Below are 17,375 nucleotides of genomic sequence, written 5' to 3'. Positions count from 1 at the left end.
GGGCGATTTCCTTCAATTCACCCGGCATCGTCACCCCTCGAGGCGGACAACCATCGGGCGGGCATCAAACCGGAATGAACCGACTACCCACCGAGCATGGCTGAAAACAGCTGCACCGAGACCTCCGGTGGCGATGCCGGACGCACGGCCACCGGAGGTCGTCGAGCGGTCGCCGAGAGACCGTCGAAAGGCCGTCGAAACGATTCGTGCCGGTTTCCTAGCGGACCTGACCGCGTTCGAAGTACCCGATGAGCTCCGGATCGAGGGCCGGGACGTCGTACGGCGCGCCGCCCTCACGGAGCGAACGGGTGGCGAGTACACCGGCGGCGACGCTCATCCGCGCGGCGACCGGCGAGGTGTCGGTGACACCGCCGTCGCGTACGAACCGGCAGAACTCCTCCATGATCCGGGTGTCACCGCCACCGTGCGAACCACCGGCATCCGGCACCCGGTAGGTGATGTCGGCGTCGCCGCGGTATCCGCTGGGGCCGGTGTTCCAGACCTTGACCTCGTCACCGGGGCCGTCGCCGAAGTTCTCCAGCCGCCCCTCGGTGCCGATGACGGTGTAGTTCCGCCAGTAGTCCGGGGTGAAGTGGCACTGCTGGTAGGCGGCCACGACGCCGTTGTCGAGCTGCATGTTCATCACCGAGACGTCCTCGACGTCCACGATGTGGTGCAGGTCCTTGCGGGCCGTCGGCGGCCAGTCGAACTCGCGCAGCCAGTTCGCCGGGCGCGGGGTGTCCGGCTCGCGACGCGGCAGGTCGCCGTAGACGAGGAGGTCACCGAGCGCGTTGACACGCCGGGTGTAGCCGCCCGCCAGCCAGTGCAGGACGTCGATGTCGTGGGCGGCCTTCTGGAGCAGCAGACCGGTGGTACGGGTCCGGTCGGCGTGCCAGTCCTTGAAGTAGTAGTCACCGCCGTAGCCCACGAAGTGCCGCACCCACACGGCCTTGGGCTCGCCGATGTCGCCGCGGGCGATGATGTCGCGCATCAGCCGCACGACGCCCATGTGCCGCATGTTGTGTCCGACGTACAGCCGGGTCCCGGTCTCGTACGCGGCACGCAGGACGTTGTCGCAGCTCTCGACCGTGATAGCGAGCGGCTTCTCGACGAAGACGGCCTTGCCGGCCCGGAGCGCGTCGATGGCGATGGTCTCGTGGGTGTCGTCCGGGGTGGCGACGATGACCGCGTCGAGGTCGTCCCGGTCGAGGAGCAGCTTGTAGTCCTCGACCGCGACATCGGTGCCGAAGCGCTCTGCCTCACGCTGCCGCACCTCGGGGTCGAGGTCGCAGACGGCGGTGATCGCCGAACCCTGCCCGGGGTGGTGGGCGGACATCGCGATGGAACGGCGCAGGCCGAGCCCGATGACGCCGAGTCGCAGGTCTGACACGGTGGTCCCTTCTGTCTGTACTGGTGGTGCGGACGCTCCTTTGCGGCGGCAGGCACATAGTTCACGAAGGCGCACCCAAATGGCAAGAGTTGTTCATTTTACCTAGGTAGCAAACATTTATTGGCACGATGCTAGCGCTTTGGTGACAGCGGACAGGCCGTCGCCGCTTTCGCCGACGTACCCACGCCGCACGCGCACACGCCCACGGAAACGGCGGGCCGTCGCCGTTTCGTGCGACCGGTTCAGACAGCGATGACGGTGACGCCGGCCTCCGTGAAGCGGGTTGTCGCCTCGGGCGTGATGCCCTTGTCGGTGACCAGGAAGTCGATCTGCCCGAGGTCGCAGACCCTGGCGAAGGCCCGCTTGCCGATCTTCGAGGAGTCGGCCGCCACGACCACCCGTTGCGCCTGCTGGGCGAGCAGCCGGTTGATGCTGGCCTCGCCCTCGTGATGGACGTACGCACCGCGTCCGGTGTCGATCGCGTTGACGCCCAGCACGGCGACATCCAGCGTGATTTCGCCCAGTACCCCACTGGCCAGCGGCCCCGTCAGCTCGTACGACTGCGGCCTGGCCACCCCACCGGTCACCACGATCTTGATCTGCGGCCGGATCACCAACTCGTTGGCGATGTTGAGGGCATTGGTGACAACGGTCAGCGTCGGCTGACCACCCATCCCGGCCGCGGTGTCACCGACGACATCGGAGCGCACCGCCAGCGAACGGGCCACCTCGGTCAGTGTCGTACCGCCGGTCAGCCCCACCACTTCACCCACCGCCACCAGTTCGGAGACGGCGCGGCCGATGGCCTGCTTCTCGGGGGCGTGGCGGCCGGTCTTGTAGCGCAGGGCCAGTTCGTAACTGACACCGTGCGCGACCGCGCCACCGCGAGTACGCGTGAGCAGCTGCTGCTCGGCGAGCTGGTCCAGGTCACGGCGGATGGTCGCGGCCGAGACGTCCAGCTTGGCGGCGGCGTCCTCGACCTCCACCCGGCCGTGCTTACCGACAAGCTCCAGCAGCGCGTTCCACCGGGCATCCCTGGACAAGAGAACTCTCCTTACGGGCCCGGGCTTCAGGCACCCATCCCCTTGGGTACGGTCACCGGACACGCGTAAGCGTGGCACAAGGCTCCGCCCAGTCAAGCATCCTGCGTGCGAAATGCTTGATAATGCTCGCACGTCATGTATAACGTGCATGAACGTGCATCACACTACGAGTACGGAGTGCAAAAGTGTCATTTGTCGAGATCGAGACGGCCAGTCAGCCGGAGTGCTGGCACCGCGCCGCCGAGCTGGCCCAGACCCAGGCCTCCGCTCTGCCCGCCGCCGGTGAGCGCATCGCGGTCGTCGGCTGCGGCACCTCGTTCTACATGGCCCAGGCGTACGCCTCCCTCCGTGAGGAGTCCGGACAGGGCGAGTCCGATGCCTTCGCCGCCTCGGAGTTCCCCTTCGGCCGCAGCTACGACCGGGTCGTCGCCCTCACCCGCTCGGGCACCACCACCGAGGTGCTGGCGCTGCTCGACCGGCTGCGCGGTGTCACCCGCACCGTGGCCATCACCGCCGACCCCAAGACCCCGGTCATGACGTCCGCCGACGAGGTCGTCGTACTCGACTTCGCCGACGAGCAGTCCGTCGTACAGACCCGGTTCGCGACCACCCTGCTCACCCTGCTCCGCGCGCACCTCGGTCTGCACACCGACGCCGTGGTCCGCGACGCCGAGACCGCACTGGCCGAGCCGCTGCCCGAAGGCCTGCTGGACTGCACCCAGTTCACCTTCCTCGGCCGCGGCTGGACGGCGGGGCTCGCCAACGAGGCAGCGCTGAAGATGAAGGAGGCGTCACTGTCCTGGACGGAGGCGTACCCGGCGATGGAGTACCGCCACGGCCCCATCAGCATCGCCACCACCGGCACCGCGACCTGGATGTTCGGCACCGCCCCCGAGGGCCTTGCGGAACAGGTGCTCTCGACCGGTGCCCGTTGGGTGGAGAGTGACCTGGACCCGCTGGCCGAGCTGGTCCGCGTCCAGCGGCTGGCGATCGCCCGCGCCGCCGCCCGCGGTCTGGACCCGGACAGCCCGCGCCACCTGACCCGCTCGGTGGTCCTCGCGGACGCCTGACCGGCCGCGGCTTCCGGATGAGGGCCGGGCTCCCGCCTCCGCGCACTTCCTGTACGGGGTGTGCCGGGGACGCGGCCCTCGCGGCGACAGCCCGGCCCCACATACCCGACGTGTTCCGCGGGGCACATCAGGGTGGCGTCCGGCTGCGCCCCGCGCCGGGGCCCGCCGTGGCCCGGCCGGGCGGCCGTGAGGGGGCCGACGTCCATTACGGCCGCCGGCCCGGCCTCTCGGACGGCACCTCCGTGGTCAGGACTCCTCGAAGTAGACGTCCAGGACCGCGTCGAGGTCCTCCGCCCACTTCTTGAGGTCGCTCCTGGCCGGCGCCTCGACCTCGGCGTTGAACCATCGACGGGTCGACATGTGGACCGTGACGGTGAACCGGCGGCCGAACCGAGGGGTCTTCACCTCGACCGCACCGACCTCGTCCCAGCGGAACTCGGCCTCCTGGTCGTCCAGCCGGAACCGGACGCCGTCGCGGTCGGCGGTGATCGAGCCGCGACGGTCACTCACCTCGAACACGGGGCCGTCCACCGCCTCCTTGTCGTCAGCCGCCGCGCCCTCGGACACGGTCTCCGCGACGGCCTCGTCGGGGGCGACGGCGTCGGGTACCCCCTCGTACGCCTGTTCGTGGTCTGTCTGCTCCGGGTCCGTCTGCTCCTGGTCCGTCTGCTCCTCGTCCGTCTGTTCCTGGCTTCTCCGCTCCTGGCTCGTATCCGGCTTCCCGGCAGGGACAGGGGCCGTGAGACCAGGGATGTACGCCGGGTCTGTCCCTGCGGCGTACCCGGGCTGAGTGTTCGGATCTATGCGCTGCTCCACGGCGGGCAGTATGGCCGACGAACCTGTACGAGACCAGTGACCACCACGCCGGGCGCCTGTCTTTCGGGGCCGGGCCGTCCGTACTACGTCACCGTTCCCGCACCGCCAACAGTTCCGCCACCCGGTCCAGCGGGAGCGCCGGGACGTGGTGGCCCGCGCGGCCGGTCATCGAGTGTGCGCCGGTGAGCACGTTGAGCACCGCCTCCTCCACCGACTCGACCACCGCGCCGTAGAAGGGGTCCATCCGGCCCCACGGCACGAAGCGCATCGACTCGTACGGCGCACTGCCGTCGTCGTCGGGGAACGTGCTGGTCAGCGCGGACGGGTTGGCCGTGGAGAAGGCCAGGAAGAGGTCCCCGGAGAAGTGGCTGCCGGTGGTGCCGGTGCGGGCCAGGCCCAGCGTCACCCGACGGGCCAACGCCTTGCACTGCCCCGGCAACAGCGGTGCGTCGGTCGCCACGACCACGATCACCGAGCCCGCGCCGGGCGGCACGGGGCGCTCCCCACCGGGCGCCGGTTCGGGGTCCGGCGTTCCGACCGGACCGGACAGCTCACGCCCCACCGGCACACCGGCCACCACCAGTTCGCGCCGGGCGCCGAAATTGGCCTGCACGAAGGCGCCGACGGTGTAGCGGTCCTCGCCGTACTCGACCACCCGCGACGCGGTCCCCGAGCCGCCCTTGAAGCCGTAGCAGCGCATGCCCGTTCCGCCGCCGACGCATCCCTCCTCGACCGGGCCGGACCCGGCCGCCTCGATCGCGGCCGCCGCGTGACGGGACTGCACGGCCGGACCGTGGATGTCGTTGAGGTGGCCGTCCCAGGTCTCCGTGACCACCGGCAGCAGCCACTCCGGTGCCATGCCGCGGCAGTGGGCCCGCACCCACTCGACGACGCCCCGGTGCACCGGGCCGACCGCGTACGTGTTGGTGATGACGACCGGGACGGCGAGCGATCCGCTCTCCTCGATCCAGGCCGTTCCGGTCATCTCCCCGTTGCCGTTGAACGAGTGCCAGCCGGCCGCGCAGGGCGTACCGACTCCGTCCCTGCCACGTGGCAGGAGCGCCGTCACTCCGGTGCGTACGTCGTCGCCCTCGACAAGGGTGACGTACCCGACCTCGACACCGGGCACGTCTGTGATCGCGTTCCACGGCCCCGGCTCCCCGGTCAGCGGGATGCCCAACTCGCGTGCACGCTTACGATTTTCACTCATGCGGTCAGAGAGTACGGGCGGACCCGCACGCCGGACGAGGTGCGAGCGCCGACGCTCGGCGTTCGTGGCTGCCTCGCGCTGCCCGGCGCGCGTGTCCGGCTCGTCGCGCTACCCGGTTGACGTGTCCTGCTCGTTCTCGACGGCGATCGCGGTCGCCACGAGGCCGTCCGCGACCAGCCACCGGCCGCGAAACCCTGTCGGGGTCACCCTCACCCCGGCGGCCGGGTCCGGCTCCGTGGCAGGGATCAGCAACTCAGCTGTGAACGTGCCGTTCGAGTGGAGCACGATGTCGGCCTGTTCGAAGCCGAGCCACCGGTGGGTGAGCGGGAACCACACCTTGTAGACGCTCTCCTTCGCACTGAACAGCAGCCGGTCCCAGCGGATCTCGGGGGCCGCCCTGCACAACTCGCGCTCGCGCTGCTGTTCCGTCGGCAGGGCTATGGTCTCGTGCACCCCGTCGGGCAGCGGCTCGTGCGGTTCGGCGTCCATGCCGACGGAGAGCAGGTCCTCCCGGCGGGCGACCGCGGCGGCTCGGTAGCCGGCGCAATGCGTCATGCTTCCGACGACGCCTTCCGGCCAGATCGGCGCACCGCGTTCGCCTTTCAGGATGGGCGCGGGCGCGAGACCGAGTGCGCCGAGCGCGCGGCGGGCGCACCAGCGGGCGGTGATGAACTCCTTGCGCCGGGACTCCACCGAGTTGCGGATCAGTTCTTCCTCGCCGGGGAAGAGAGGCGCGTCGGCCGGATCGGAGAACGCCTCCGCCACGGCCACCTGGGGCGGCAGAATCTTCTCGATCATGTTCTCCCTCGTGCCGGCTGGTTGATCCTCTGCATCGTCTCCGAAGCCTGCCCCTCGCCGCCAGCCCCTCGTCGCAGGGCCGGGCATGGCGCGGCTCGCGCGCCCCCGTCGTCCGTCAGGTTCAGCGAATGCCGTCGTAGTTGTCGCCGACGGTCAACATCACCGAGCCCGGAGCGGCTGCGGAGTCCTGCGTCGCGCGCGCTCCCGGCACCCGGGAGGCCAGTGCCTTCGCCTGCTGGTCGAGTCCCTGCGGAAATGTGACCGCCGTCGTTGCTGTGTCGCTGGGGGCGTTACCCGTGCCGACGATGGTGTATCCCGCCATGCGCAATGCTTCCGCGACCTTTACCGCCTGCCCCTGCTTTCCCGTCCCGTTGAGTACGCGCACACGGATCGTGGCGGCGTACACGGGGTTCTTGCTGCGGGCCTCCAGTGACTTCTTGTCGACTTCCTTGTCCGCGGCCAACGAAGTAAAGAGGTCCGCCGCCTGGGGGTACTGCCACACCACATTGGCCTGGTCGGTGGGCACGTCCGCCTGACGCGCGTAATTCGGCACGGTCAGGAAGGTAAGCCGGTCACTCGGGATTCCCTTGAGTTCGGAGGCGAGCCCGGCGAGCGGCTTGATCCCTGCCAGTTCCTTGTCCGTGGTCAGTGAATCGGTCGCCGATTCGAGGAAGCCGTACAGGGCGGCCGGGCTGGTGAGTTTCTTCTGCGCCTTGGCCACCAGGGCCTCCATGAATTCCTGCTGACGTCCTATTCTGCCGAGGTCGGAGCCGTCTCCCACGCTGTAGCGGGTCCTGACATAGCCGAGGGCCTTCTCGTCCTTGACCGTCTGACACCCCGACTCCATATCGAGATGGGCCTTCTTGTCGTGGATCGCCGTCTTGGGACAGACTTCTATGCCGCCCAGGGCATTCACCATGCCCTTGAAACCCTGGAAGTCGATCGACATGAAGTGATCGATGCGCAGGCCGGTGTTCTGTTCGACGGTCCGGATGGTGCAGGCCGCAGCCCCTGCGACCTCACCGCTCGTTCCGCCGACGGCAAAGGCTTCATTGATCTTGAAGTGATGCGGGGTGGAACGGGAGCCGTCGCCCCGGTCGCAGGCCGGTATTCCCACCCATGAATCGCGCGGGAGGGATACGACGGTGGCCCACTTCCGGTTGGCTGCCACGTGCATGACCATCAGGGTGTCCGACTGCATCGTGGTCAGACCCTTGCCGTATTTCCCGTTGTCGCCGGCGCGCGAGTCCGAGCCCACCACCAGGATGTTCTTGGAACCGGGGCTCATGTTGGCCGGCCGGTCGCCGCCGAGCTTGTCGTCGATGTCGGCGGAGTGGATGTTCCCGTCGAGGCTCTGATAGATCCAGGCGCCGACGCCGCCCGCCGCCAGAAGCAGCACGGCCAGCCCGGCCGCGCCGCGGACGAGCAGCTTGCCCCGTCTCGTGAGCCGCCCCCCTGGCTTCTCGCCGGCCCTGTGCCCCGCCCCGCCTCGTGGCTTCCTGCGTTCCTTGCTCACGCTGACCCCCTCCGCGCCCGGCCCCGCGGCCGCTCGCTCGCCCCGTTCTTCGTCCACCGCACCTTGCGGTGGACGAACCTTACATACCTGCGGAGAACAGCCGCTCAGACGATGTCGACGCGGTAGCGGACGACGATGGGGGGGCCGACGGCACGTCGGTGTCCAGCGCACTACGAAGGCCAACGTCCGCGACGTTGAAAGACACCTGACACACCGACATATGGTTCCTGCATGACGTCTACGCTCCGCCTGGAGAAGATCACTGTCGACAACTTCGACGTTGCGATCGGCCTGAAGGTACGCACCGACCAGGAACACCTGGTCGCGCCGGTCGTGAAATCGCTCGCTGAGGCGTACGTGTACCCCGGCATAGCCTGGCCTCGCCTCATCTTCGACGGCGACCGGCCCGTCGGCTTCCTCATGGCCTTCTTCGACATCGACTTCGCCGGCGACGGCAGGAACACCGACATCCGCTCGGGTCTCTGGCGTCTCAATATCGCGGCGGGCGAGCAGGGCTGCGGCTACGGCCGTTTCGCGGTCGAGTCCGTGGCCGCTGAAATCCGCCGCCGCGGCGGCACCCGGCTCACCGCCACCTGGCACCCGGGCGAGGACGGCCCCGAGGGCTTCTATCTGGGGCTGGGGTTCCGGCTGACCGGAGAGACGAGCGGGGATCAAACGGTAGGGGAGCTGGAACTGGGCTAGGGACCCGCCACCAGGAAGACGATCAGCCACGGCCAGGGCGGGCCCAGCGACGCCGCAGCAGCTCGACCGGCTGGGGTCGGAGCGAGTCAGGCGTGGGCGGGCGCCCTGGAGCCCGACACGGCCCGCTGGGCCTCGACCGCCAGTGAGCGACGGTCGCCGCCGATCAGCGGACGGTGCGAGGTGACCCGTACGGACAGCTCCCGGGCGCCGACGACCCGGCGCAGGGACGTGGCGAACCCCTCGTCGCCGAGGAAGCCCGCGGCCGTGCTGGGGACGCCCTGCTGGAAGTAGTCGATCGTCACCGGCCGTACCGGGGCGCCCGCGTCGACGGCCGCCTGAAACATGGCGCGCCGGAACGTGCCGCCGGGTACGGAACACCAGGTGGTCCCCTGCGGAAACACCATCACGGACTGCCCGGAGCGCAGCGTCCGCGCCAGTTCGGCAACGGTGGACGGCAGCTCGCGCAGGCCTTCGCGATCGATGAAGCGGGTGCCGATGCGCCGGGCCAGCGTCCCTATGACGGGCCAGGTGCCGACCTCGCGCTTGGCAAGCAGTGTCACGGGCTCGATCGCGAGCAGGACGACCACGTCGAGCCAGGAGATGTGGTTGGCCACAACCAGGGTCCCGGTCGGCCCGGGTACGGTCAGCGCCGCCTGGTCCTGCCCCTGGTCCTGCCGCTGGTCCCGCCCCAGGCCGATGTCCTGCTCCAGGTCCAGTCGTATCCCGAGGGCGGTGAGGACGGCCCCGGCCTCGGCGCGCAACGTTTCGGGGCCGGCCAACCGCTCGCCCGCCGCCGCGCTGTGGATGACGGTGCCGGCGACGGATGCGTAGCGGCGGACCGCCTCGGGCAACGGCACGCCGGATGCCGCGTTCTTGGCGCAAGCCGGTGTGCAGACCGGCTCGACCGCCCAGGGGTTCACCGGCTCTTCCCGGGGAAGGGGCGTCCGACGCCGAGGCGGCTGGTTGCACCTGTCAGCAGTCGGCGCGGCATTGCGGTGCGCCGACGGGCGGCGGGGCCGGTGCCCGCGGAGGCTGCCGCGGAAGGGCCGGGCTGAACAGAGAGGCCGGTGTCGGTCACGGTTCTTCCTTTCGTCGCCGCTCGGAGTATGGGCGCGCCGGATGAATACCGCGCAAATCGAGGCGGAAGTCCGGCCCCCGGATCGGGGTTGGCCAGTGGGCATGACGGAATCCCGGCGCCACCGAGCCCGGCGATGCCTGCCTGGGTTCGAGTCAATGAACGACACGCCACTTCCAGGGTGAATAAACCTCCAGAAGGCACCCGAACAGGCGAATGTCGCATCAATTCACCCATGCACAAAGCTATTGACAGGGCATCAGGTCGCAGCCGGATGGCATACGAGTGACTGCCGTCTCAGCCGATGCTCCGGCACCGGCGTTTCGGTATGCCCCGATATGACAGCTATGGAGTCCCTACGTACGTTCAATCACGGGTCCGCTGCTGAGCCGACCTCACTCCGAGACAGGAGAAACGACATGACCACACGTTCCACCGTCCTCACTGCCGTCATCGCCGCCGCCGCGGCCCTGACCACCACCGGCAGCACCTTCACTTCGGCCGCCATGACCGAGGCGCCCAAGGCCGCCCCGGTCGTCCAGCAGGCCGCCGCCCCAGCCCCAGCACCCGCTGCGGCCCCCAAGGACAGAGGTGACGCCGGAAAGAGCAACGAAGGCCGCGGGGGCAACGACGAGGGCCGCGGGAATCAGGGCCGAGGCGGCGACGAAGGCCGCGGAGGCAACGACGAGGGCCGCGGCAATCAGGGCCGAGGCGGCGACGAAGGCCGCGGAGGCAACGACGAGGGCCGCGGCAATCAGGGCCGAGGCGGCGACGAAGGCCGCGGAGGCGGCGAGCGCAGAGGTGACCAGGACCGGGGTTACGGAGGCAGGGGCGGCGGAGGCCGGGGCTACGACGAAGGCAGGATTCACTTCAACGAACGCACGTACCCCGCCTTCCCCAGCGGATGCATCACCGTGGCCAGCGGCCTGGGCTCCACCAGCTTCAACATCTTCAACGACAGCCGGCGAACCGTCGAGGTCTTCAGCGGGACGACCTGCGACAACGGCGCCCCCGTCGCCATCGTCGGCCCTCACGGCGCCACCGAAGGTGTGTTCCCGAACCGCGTCGAAGGGGGTGTGTTCGTCAACGACGGAGTAGGGGGCAGCTTCCGAGTGATCGAGAACGACTACTACGACTACTGACCGGATCGCCCGCGCGCGGCGTGACGTGATACGCCGGCCCGCCGGAATCGGGCTGGCGTACCACGTCCCCACCACCCGCGCTCCTCCGTCCCGGCCTCCCACCCCGACGTTCCAGGGACCACCTGTTTCCCCAGGCCAGGAGGATGGAAACGTTCCAGCGTCCCGAATCAGGCGTGCCGACTTGATCAACGTCCCAGCCGTCCCCCAGAGTTCAGGACGGGGCCCGGCAGCCACGCCGGACGACCGAGCAACACGACCGAAGAACACCGCACACGGGGGAACCCATGAAGCACACGCACCTCACCAAGAGCCTTCTCGCCGGCATCACGCTCGTCTCCGCACTCGCTCTCACTGCCTGCAACGGCGATGACGCCGCAGCGGGCGCGTCAACTCCCGTAGCGCGTAAGTCCGCCGACCAGAGCGACAACGGCAACAGCGCCACCGACGACAGCAGCAACAGCTCCGGAACCGGCACGAGCGGCAGCACCGGCACTGGCACCGGCGGCAGCACAGGCAACAACAACAGCTCCAGCACGGGCGGCAGCAACAGTTCCAAGGCACCCATCTGCACCACCTCCACCCTCCGCGTCACCGCCGCCGACAACAGCGCGGGCGCGGACAGCAAGGACACCGGCGTCGTCACGGTCCAGCTCTTCAACAAGGGCGCGCAGAACTGTCGCATCAGCGGGTTCCCCGGCGTCGACCTGAAGACCAATGCCGGAAGCATGTCGGTTCCGCGCAACAGCGAGAAGCCGTACCCGGCCACCCTCAAGCCCGGCGAGTCCGCCGCCTTCAACATCCAGTTCCCCGTCAACAACTCGGGCGGCTCCGGCGTCCGGCCCACCCAGATCGTCGTCACGCCCCCGAACGACACGCACCAGGCGACCGTACAGTGGCCTGCGGGCTCACTCCCCGTCACCGACGGGTCCGACAGCGGCCCCAAGCTGGAGGTCGGCCCCGCCAACAAGGTCGGCTGACACCCCGCGCACACCGCTCGCAGGTCGTAGCCGCCGTCTCGGAGCTGCCGGCTACTGCCCGGGCGCAGGAGTGGCAGGGCCACGATCACGCCGGTGCGACTGCGGTGGCCGGCGAACACTTCCATGGCATCGGGATGTCGGAGTGTGAACCGGGGGATACGGACGGAGCATGCATCAGAGGCCCCGTGCCCCCGGTATGCCCCATCAACAAATGGACCTCCGCCGATGGACCTCCATCGGCGCAGGTCCATCAGTGCAGGTCCATCAGTGGATCTCCGCCGGCTCAGAGGACCGCGATACCCAGTGGGCGTTCGCCGGCCGTCAGTCGTCGGGTGGCGCCGGAGGACAGGTCCACGACCGTGATGCCGTCCCAGTAGCCTTCGCGGGTGAAGCCTCCCGTGAGGTACGCGGTGCGGCCGTCACGGGAGGCGGCGACGTCCTCATGGGGCCCGTCGAGCGGGATGACGCGCTCCCGGCCGTCCGGGCGGCGCACGGTCAGTGACGGGCCCTTGTCGTGCGTGGGGTCGATCGGGCCGGTGCCGACCACGAGCAGCGTGCCGTCGCTGGTGATCGCCACGCCGTGCTGGTGGGTGTTGGCGGTCATGCTCTCCACGCGGGACGTTCCCGTCTCCGGGTCGAGGACGACCAGCCGCTCTCCTTCGAACGGCAGGAGCAGCCGTCCGTCCGAGGGCCGTACGACGGCGTAGTGCGGCTTGAGCCAGGAGCCCAGGCCCCCTTCGGTACCGTAGGGCGCGACCTCGATGCGCCGGGTGTCCAGGCCGGCCGTCTCCACCACGGTGACGTCGAAGGAGTCGTGGTCCGTCGCGTACACCTCGCGGCCGTCGCGCGAGACGTCCACGTCGAACGGGCGGCGGCCCACCTCGGCCACGCCCGTGACCTTCAGGGCTCGGGCGTCGATCACCTCAACGGTGCCGTCGCCGCCGGGCCGGTTCACGCCGACGTACACATGGCGGCCGTCGGGGGCGAGGGCGATGCCCATGCCTCCCCCGCGGTACTCGCCGTACATGGGCTTTCCGATGCCCTCCGTCTCGTACGGGATACGGGCGATCCTCGTCCGCCTGCCCGTGTCCACGACGGCAACGCCCTCGGCGGTGGCGACCCACGCCCGTCCGTCGTCGCCGACTATGAGCCCGTACGGGGCGGTGCCCACCTCGACCGAGTCGAACGCACCCCGGTCCGGGTCGACGAACGTGACGGTGTCGGCCCCGAAGTCGGCGACGAGGAGCGTGCCGGACGGGGTACGACCCGACGGCGTGGCGGCCGGGTCGGAGCTGCGGCCCTGCGGCGTCGACTTGTCAGCGACTGAACCTGCGGTGACGGAAGGGGAGTTGTTCTCTCCCCCGGCAGCGCACCCGGTGACGAGCACGACGGCCGTGACCACCGCGGCGGCCCACGCGGCCCGCCTCACCGTACGGCCCTCAGCAGACCGGCGATCCCGGTGAACCCGCGGCGCTCGGCGTGCTCCAGAGCGGTGACGCCCTCGCCGTCGGGCAGCTCCGGATCGGCTCCGGCGGTGATCAGCAGTTCGACGATCTCCTCGTGGGCGCGGCCGCCGTCCCCGAGGATCACCGCCTCCAGCAAGGCGGTCCAGCCGAGCCGGTTGACGTGGTCGACGTCGATGTCGGTCTCACGGAGCACGGCACGGACGTAGTCGACGTGGCCGCGTTCGGCGGCCGGGATCAGCGAGATGCCGCCGAAGCGGTTGGTGACCTTCAGGTCGGGACCCGCGGGCAGCAGGGTCCGCATCATGGCGACGCTACCGGTGCCGCCGGTGGCGAGCCAGGGGCTGTCGAGCCGGTCGTCCTGGGCGTCCGGGTCGGCGCCCGCGGCGACCAGCACCTGCGCGGCGGCCACGTGGTCGCCGCGCGCGGCGAGCAGCAGCGGGGTGTGATCGTGCTCGTCGCGGACGTCCGTCGTGGCGCCTGTGTCGAGGGCGGCGCGTACGGCGTCGGCGTCACCGCGTGCGGCGGCCTCCAGGAGGGCGCGGCCGAGAGTGTTCATTGCTGTGCTCCTTGTCCTTGCTACGGTCCCGGCCCATCGAGTCGCCGTCGGCTCCAGGGGGACGCCGGGTAACCGCGGGACCACGGAGGAATCCGGCTGTCCCGCTCTCTGCTCCATCCTGGGTCCGCCTCCCCCATCCCTCGTCGTCGCACCGGCTGGACACCGCGCGCGGGACGGCGGACACCGCTGTCGTCCGATCGGTTGACCCCGGACCCTGGCCACTCGGGACGGCCGACCGGACCACGGCTGCGTGACGGCAGGTGCCAGGGGCCTCAGGTGACCGAGTAGCCGTGGCGGTGTGCCCACTCGGTGACCTGGCGGGTGAAGGCGTGGGAGGCGGCGCTTCGGTACGCGCTCTCCCGGCGGAGCAGTGTGACGGTGCGGGAGGGAAAGGCCGGCTCGAGGGGAATCGGGCGCAGGCGCGGATGGTCGCGGGTGATGGGGTCGGGCACGACGGTGGCCAGCGGGGTGCGCTGGACGATCTCGATGAGTGCGTTGATCGAGTTGGCCTCCACCGCGATCCGCGGACTTCCCTGGTGCTTGCCGAGGTGTTCGTCGATCTGCCGTCTGGTCGCGAAGTCGCCGCTGAGTAGAGCGAGTTGATGGTTGTGCAGGTCGCGGATGGTCATGGGGCCGGTGCCGGGGTGATGTGGGCCGACAACGAGGCTGAGGGCCTCGGTGAACAGCTCCGTGGCCTCGATGCCCGGCAGGTGGGTGCCCGCGAAGGCGATGCCGAGGTCGAGCCGGTCGTCCAGGAGATCGGCTTCGATGCGGTCCTGGGTGGCCTCCCGTACGTCCAGCGTGATCCCGGGGTGACGATCGTGGAAGCCGGCGACGAGCGGGCCGGTGAGGTAGGCGGTGAAGGTGGGTGTGACCGCGAGCCGGAGGCGGCCGCGCGCGAGGTCCTGCACGTCGAGCACCGCCCGCTCCCCGGCCGCCAGGTCCCGTAGCGCGCGCCGGGCGAAGTGGACGTACGTCGCTCCGGCGTCGGTCAGGCGCACGGTGCGGCCGGTCCGGTCCAGCAACTGGACTCCGAGGGACTTCTCCAGTTGCCTGATCTGCTGGGACAGGGTGGGCTGTGAGATGCGCAGCTCTTCGGCGGCGCGGGTGAAGTTCGCGTGCTCGGCGACCGCGAGCAGGTAGCGCAGGTGACGCAATTCCGGCCTCATGAAGTCGACTATAGATGACATCAATAATTGCCACCTCTAATACGCCTCAGACGCTATAGACACAGTTCGCACAACGGCCAGTAAGGGACGAACCCGTCCCGGTGCATGGTCGGAGTGCTCACCGAGATGTTGATGATGTGACCCCCGCCGGCAGCCGGCATCCGCGGCGTGACCTCGCGCGCCACCAGGAAACAACCGGTCAGATTGGTCTCCATCACCGCTCGGAAGCCGCCGACCGGCACTGCCCAGAAGCCCTGCGGGTGCGTCATGAAGCGCGTTCACCCGGAGTTGTAGCCCCAGCGGGCCTGGCCGTCCTTGCCCATGAAGCACTTCGCGGGCCGTCCGTCGACAGTCGTCGCGATGGCGCCCACGGGAGAGCAGTACTGACCGAACCGGGCGCCGGCCTGGCTGCCGGTGCTGCCGCCCGAACTTCCGGAAGTGCCGCCGCTGGTGGCGCCACCACCGGTGGTGCCTCCGCTGCTGGACGAACTCCCACCGGTACTGCCTCCACTGGTGCCGGCCCCTGTGGCACCGCCGCCCGAAGTGGTGCCGTATCCGGGCTGGGGGCGCGGCTTCGGCTTGGGCTTGGGCTCGGGTTTGGGCTTCGGCTCCGCGCTGGGTGCGGTGCAGGGGTCATGGGGGCCGATCAGCCACAGTCCGACCGGCGTCCAGGTCGAGACCTCGGTGTCGGGTTCCGGCTGCTGCCGACACACCTGCCAGTCGGCCAGGTCGCGCGACTCGTCGTCCAGACGCTTGCCGGTATGCGCGTGGAAGTACGCCGCACGAGCGAGTCCGAGATCACCGAGGGCGCGCGAGGCGTCGTCGAACCGTTCACCGACGAGGTCCGGCATGACGATCCGGCGGGGGCCGAGCAACCGCGTCGGACACTCCTCCCGCTCCGGGACCGCGTACAGCGTCAGCGTCCTGGCGGACGGGAGAACAGTCTCGTCACGGGCGGGCGTCTGGAAGCAGACCCGCCAGCCCGGCTCGGTGCTCGTCACCGGCCGGTGGGCGGAGGAGGCATCAGCTGCCGACACCCCCAGCCACGCATGGGTGCTCGCCTCCGCCACGGCTATCGACAGAGAGGCCCCATTGAAATCGCGAACGACCAGAGTGCGGTCCGCACGAACCTGCGCCACGGCCCCCTCCCTGCTGGAATCAGACCCCGGGCCGGTGAGGAAGGCGAGGAACATCACGGCCACACCTATGGACATCAGGACGGGATGTCGGCGTAGCCATGTGAAGAACCGCGTCCCGCGACCGGGGCGCAAGGGAGATCCAGGAGGCAGGAGCTCCCCCATGGCCTCCAGGAGCTTTCCCTTCGGGTCGAGCTTCGAGCCGTGCAGCTTGTGCGGTCTTCCGTCGACAAGGATCTCGACGGCGTCGAACATGCCGTACCTGCGGCGGAGGATCGGCAGCGGCTTCGGCACCCGGGTCACCCTGGGCGACAGGAGATTCCTGAGAAGGATGAGGTCATTCCGGGTGAGCGCGGCGTAGCCCCATCCGTTGTGGTAGATGGCCCGGACGACTTCGTCGGGCTCCAGCTCGTCCAGCAGCACCTTCTTGCAGTCGTCGGAAAGGGAGATGGTCTCGCCGTCCACAGCCGCGGCAATGCGCCAGTCCGTGTCCCTGACCGGCGGGCCGGGCACGAGTTTCCGGGTGCGCACGAGCAGATCGCCGGACTCGTCGATCCGCGAGCCCCAAAGACTTATTCGTCGCCCCTCCACGGACACGTCCACGCGCCGCGGGGAGCCGTACGCGGGGCTCAGTATCGCCAAAGGCCTCGGAACACGCGCCGGAACATCCCCGTCCAGGAGGATGAGAGCATCCTCAGTGAGCGCGGCGTGCCCTGCCCCCTGGTGATACAGGGCCAGCACCGACTCCCCAGCCCGGAGAGCGCGGAGCAGAGCCTCCGCTCCACAGGTCGGGAGCCCGACGACCTCATGGGCCGCCACCTGCACGGTGCGTGAGTCGTTTCGCAGGAGGCGCTGCGCAGCAGTCTCGGACATGTGCGGATATTAACGACTACTGTTCGTGACTCGAACACCGGTGCAAGTTCGCCGCACGCCTGTGACCTGCTCCGATTCCGCGGCTTCATCGCCATCTTCCGCGCGGGAATGAGCGTTCACAGCCGTCCGAGCCTCTGTGCGCACTGCTTTCAGGGGCGATTTCCATCAGCGCTCCCAGCCCGGCGGGCTGTGAACGAGCTCGGACTCAGCCAACTGCCAGCGGTTCCCAACCCCCGTTGCCTCGATGCGCTCGGCGACCGGGCCGAGGAGAAACACTTCAGTGACTCCTCCACCCCTGAAGGGGGTGGCTTCTCGCTATGCCGGTTGGGCTTCGCGACGGGCCAGCCCGGCCCGTAGAACGTTCAGGGCGCCCACTGTGTCGGCGTGCGCGGTGTGGCCGCACACGGTGCAGTGGAACTTCTCCTGGGTGGGCCGG

The 17,375-nt window shown here is 69.5% G+C and carries 16 protein-coding genes; 4 read left to right on the top strand and 12 right to left on the bottom strand.

Annotated elements, in window-relative coordinates; all coding sequences use genetic code 11:
* Positions 1-217: 217 nt before the first annotated feature.
* Together ACZ7L9_RS34285 and ACZ7L9_RS34280 are read right to left on the bottom strand one after the other, a co-directional pair.
* Entirely contained in the window at positions 218-1,390 is a 1,173-nt protein-coding gene (locus ACZ7L9_RS34285; protein WP_471421440.1) for a Gfo/Idh/MocA family protein, read from the bottom strand.
* Between the two features lie 242 nt (positions 1,391-1,632).
* Complete coding sequence (locus ACZ7L9_RS34280) at positions 1,633-2,433, bottom strand: DeoR/GlpR family DNA-binding transcription regulator (RefSeq protein WP_471421439.1); 801 nt, start codon at positions 2,431-2,433, stop codon at positions 1,633-1,635.
* Between the two features lie 185 nt (positions 2,434-2,618).
* Between ACZ7L9_RS34280 and ACZ7L9_RS34275 the strand changes: the two genes are divergently transcribed.
* The gene (locus tag ACZ7L9_RS34275; RefSeq protein ID WP_471421438.1) at positions 2,619-3,503 is read left to right on the top strand and encodes an SIS domain-containing protein; all 885 of its coding nucleotides are present in this window, start codon (positions 2,619-2,621) and stop codon (positions 3,501-3,503) included.
* 246 nt (positions 3,504-3,749) lie between these two features.
* Here ACZ7L9_RS34275 and ACZ7L9_RS34270 read toward each other — a convergent pair whose 3' ends face one another.
* The 4 genes from ACZ7L9_RS34270 to ACZ7L9_RS34255 all read right to left on the bottom strand — a co-directional run bounded on the left by ACZ7L9_RS34270 (position 3,750) and on the right by ACZ7L9_RS34255 (position 7,843).
* Positions 3,750-4,319, bottom strand: a complete 570-nt coding sequence (locus ACZ7L9_RS34270) for a hypothetical protein (protein WP_471421437.1) — start codon at positions 4,317-4,319, stop codon at positions 3,750-3,752.
* An 88-nt stretch (positions 4,320-4,407) separates the two neighbouring features.
* Positions 4,408-5,529, bottom strand: coding sequence for a DmpA family aminopeptidase (locus tag ACZ7L9_RS34265; RefSeq protein WP_471421436.1), 1,122 nt, complete (start codon positions 5,527-5,529; stop codon positions 4,408-4,410).
* 108 nt (positions 5,530-5,637) lie between these two features.
* A complete protein-coding gene (locus ACZ7L9_RS34260) occupies positions 5,638-6,327 on the bottom strand; it encodes a 4'-phosphopantetheinyl transferase family protein (protein WP_471421435.1) in 690 nt (229 codons plus the stop codon).
* 121 nt (positions 6,328-6,448) lie between these two features.
* Positions 6,449-7,843, bottom strand: coding sequence for an LCP family protein (locus tag ACZ7L9_RS34255; RefSeq protein ID WP_471421434.1), 1,395 nt, complete (start codon positions 7,841-7,843; stop codon positions 6,449-6,451).
* Between the two features lie 231 nt (positions 7,844-8,074).
* On the opposite strand from ACZ7L9_RS34255, the gene ACZ7L9_RS34250 reads away from it, so the two are divergent.
* Positions 8,075-8,545, top strand: a complete 471-nt coding sequence (locus ACZ7L9_RS34250; RefSeq protein ID WP_471421433.1) for a GNAT family N-acetyltransferase — start codon at positions 8,075-8,077, stop codon at positions 8,543-8,545.
* Positions 8,546-8,631: 86 nt separating this feature from the next.
* On the opposite strand, the gene ACZ7L9_RS34245 is transcribed toward ACZ7L9_RS34250, so the two are convergent.
* The gene (locus ACZ7L9_RS34245) at positions 8,632-9,465 is read right to left on the bottom strand and encodes a lysophospholipid acyltransferase family protein (RefSeq protein ID WP_471421432.1); all 834 of its coding nucleotides are present in this window, start codon (positions 9,463-9,465) and stop codon (positions 8,632-8,634) included.
* A 574-nt stretch (positions 9,466-10,039) separates the two neighbouring features.
* On the opposite strand from ACZ7L9_RS34245, the gene ACZ7L9_RS34240 reads away from it, so the two are divergent.
* Positions 10,040-10,762 carry a hypothetical protein gene (locus ACZ7L9_RS34240; protein WP_471421431.1) on the top strand — a complete coding sequence of 241 codons (723 nt, stop codon included), beginning with the start codon at positions 10,040-10,042 and terminating at the stop codon, positions 10,760-10,762.
* A gap of 284 nt (positions 10,763-11,046) precedes the next feature.
* Entirely contained in the window at positions 11,047-11,739 is a 693-nt protein-coding gene (locus tag ACZ7L9_RS34235; RefSeq protein WP_471421430.1) for a DUF4232 domain-containing protein, read from the top strand.
* Positions 11,740-12,022: 283 nt separating this feature from the next.
* Here the strand turns inward: ACZ7L9_RS34235 and ACZ7L9_RS34230 are convergent, their stop codons facing one another.
* From ACZ7L9_RS34230 to ACZ7L9_RS34210, 5 genes are all read right to left on the bottom strand, one after another.
* Positions 12,023-13,168 (bottom strand): YncE family protein, encoded by a 1,146-nt coding sequence (locus ACZ7L9_RS34230; RefSeq protein WP_471421429.1) that lies wholly within the window; start codon positions 13,166-13,168, stop codon positions 12,023-12,025.
* A complete protein-coding gene (locus ACZ7L9_RS34225; RefSeq protein ID WP_471421428.1) occupies positions 13,165-13,761 on the bottom strand; it encodes an ankyrin repeat domain-containing protein in 597 nt (198 codons plus the stop codon). Before ACZ7L9_RS34225 ends, ACZ7L9_RS34230 begins: the two co-directional genes overlap by 4 nt.
* 272 nt (positions 13,762-14,033) lie before the next feature.
* Positions 14,034-14,930 carry a transcriptional regulator CynR gene (gene cynR, locus ACZ7L9_RS34220; protein WP_471421427.1) on the bottom strand — a complete coding sequence of 299 codons (897 nt, stop codon included), beginning with the start codon at positions 14,928-14,930 and terminating at the stop codon, positions 14,034-14,036.
* A 53-nt stretch (positions 14,931-14,983) separates the two neighbouring features.
* Complete coding sequence (locus ACZ7L9_RS34215; protein WP_471421426.1) at positions 14,984-15,199, bottom strand: SDR family NAD(P)-dependent oxidoreductase; 216 nt, start codon at positions 15,197-15,199, stop codon at positions 14,984-14,986.
* Positions 15,200-15,208: 9 nt separating this feature from the next.
* Complete coding sequence (locus tag ACZ7L9_RS34210) at positions 15,209-16,939, bottom strand: hypothetical protein (protein WP_471421425.1); 1,731 nt, start codon at positions 16,937-16,939, stop codon at positions 15,209-15,211.
* Positions 16,940-17,375 lie beyond the last annotated feature (436 nt).

The sequence above is a fragment of the Streptomyces sp. NPDC111516 genome (assembly GCF_055635345.1).
Note: the sequence above shows the minus strand (reverse complement) of the source record. Positions and strands in the feature narration are given on the sequence as shown.

Excerpts from the sequence above, each read along its gene's own strand:
- ACZ7L9_RS34265 (WP_471421436.1), bottom strand. The coding sequence starts at position 5,529 with ATGAGTGAAAATCGTAAGCGTGCACGCGAGTTGGGCATCCCGCTGACC.
- ACZ7L9_RS34260 (WP_471421435.1), bottom strand. The coding sequence starts at position 6,327 with ATGATCGAGAAGATTCTGCCGCCCCAGGTGGCCGTGGCGGAGGCGTTC.
- ACZ7L9_RS34250 (WP_471421433.1), top strand. The coding sequence starts at position 8,075 with ATGACGTCTACGCTCCGCCTGGAGAAGATCACTGTCGACAACTTCGAC.
- ACZ7L9_RS34240 (WP_471421431.1), top strand. The coding sequence starts at position 10,040 with ATGACCACACGTTCCACCGTCCTCACTGCCGTCATCGCCGCCGCCGCG.
- ACZ7L9_RS34235 (WP_471421430.1), top strand. The coding sequence starts at position 11,047 with ATGAAGCACACGCACCTCACCAAGAGCCTTCTCGCCGGCATCACGCTC.
- ACZ7L9_RS34225 (WP_471421428.1), bottom strand. The coding sequence starts at position 13,761 with ATGAACACTCTCGGCCGCGCCCTCCTGGAGGCCGCCGCACGCGGTGAC.
- cynR (WP_471421427.1), bottom strand. The coding sequence starts at position 14,930 with ATGAGGCCGGAATTGCGTCACCTGCGCTACCTGCTCGCGGTCGCCGAG.
- ACZ7L9_RS34215 (WP_471421426.1), bottom strand. The coding sequence starts at position 15,199 with ATGACGCACCCGCAGGGCTTCTGGGCAGTGCCGGTCGGCGGCTTCCGA.
- ACZ7L9_RS34210 (WP_471421425.1), bottom strand. The coding sequence starts at position 16,939 with ATGTCCGAGACTGCTGCGCAGCGCCTCCTGCGAAACGACTCACGCACC.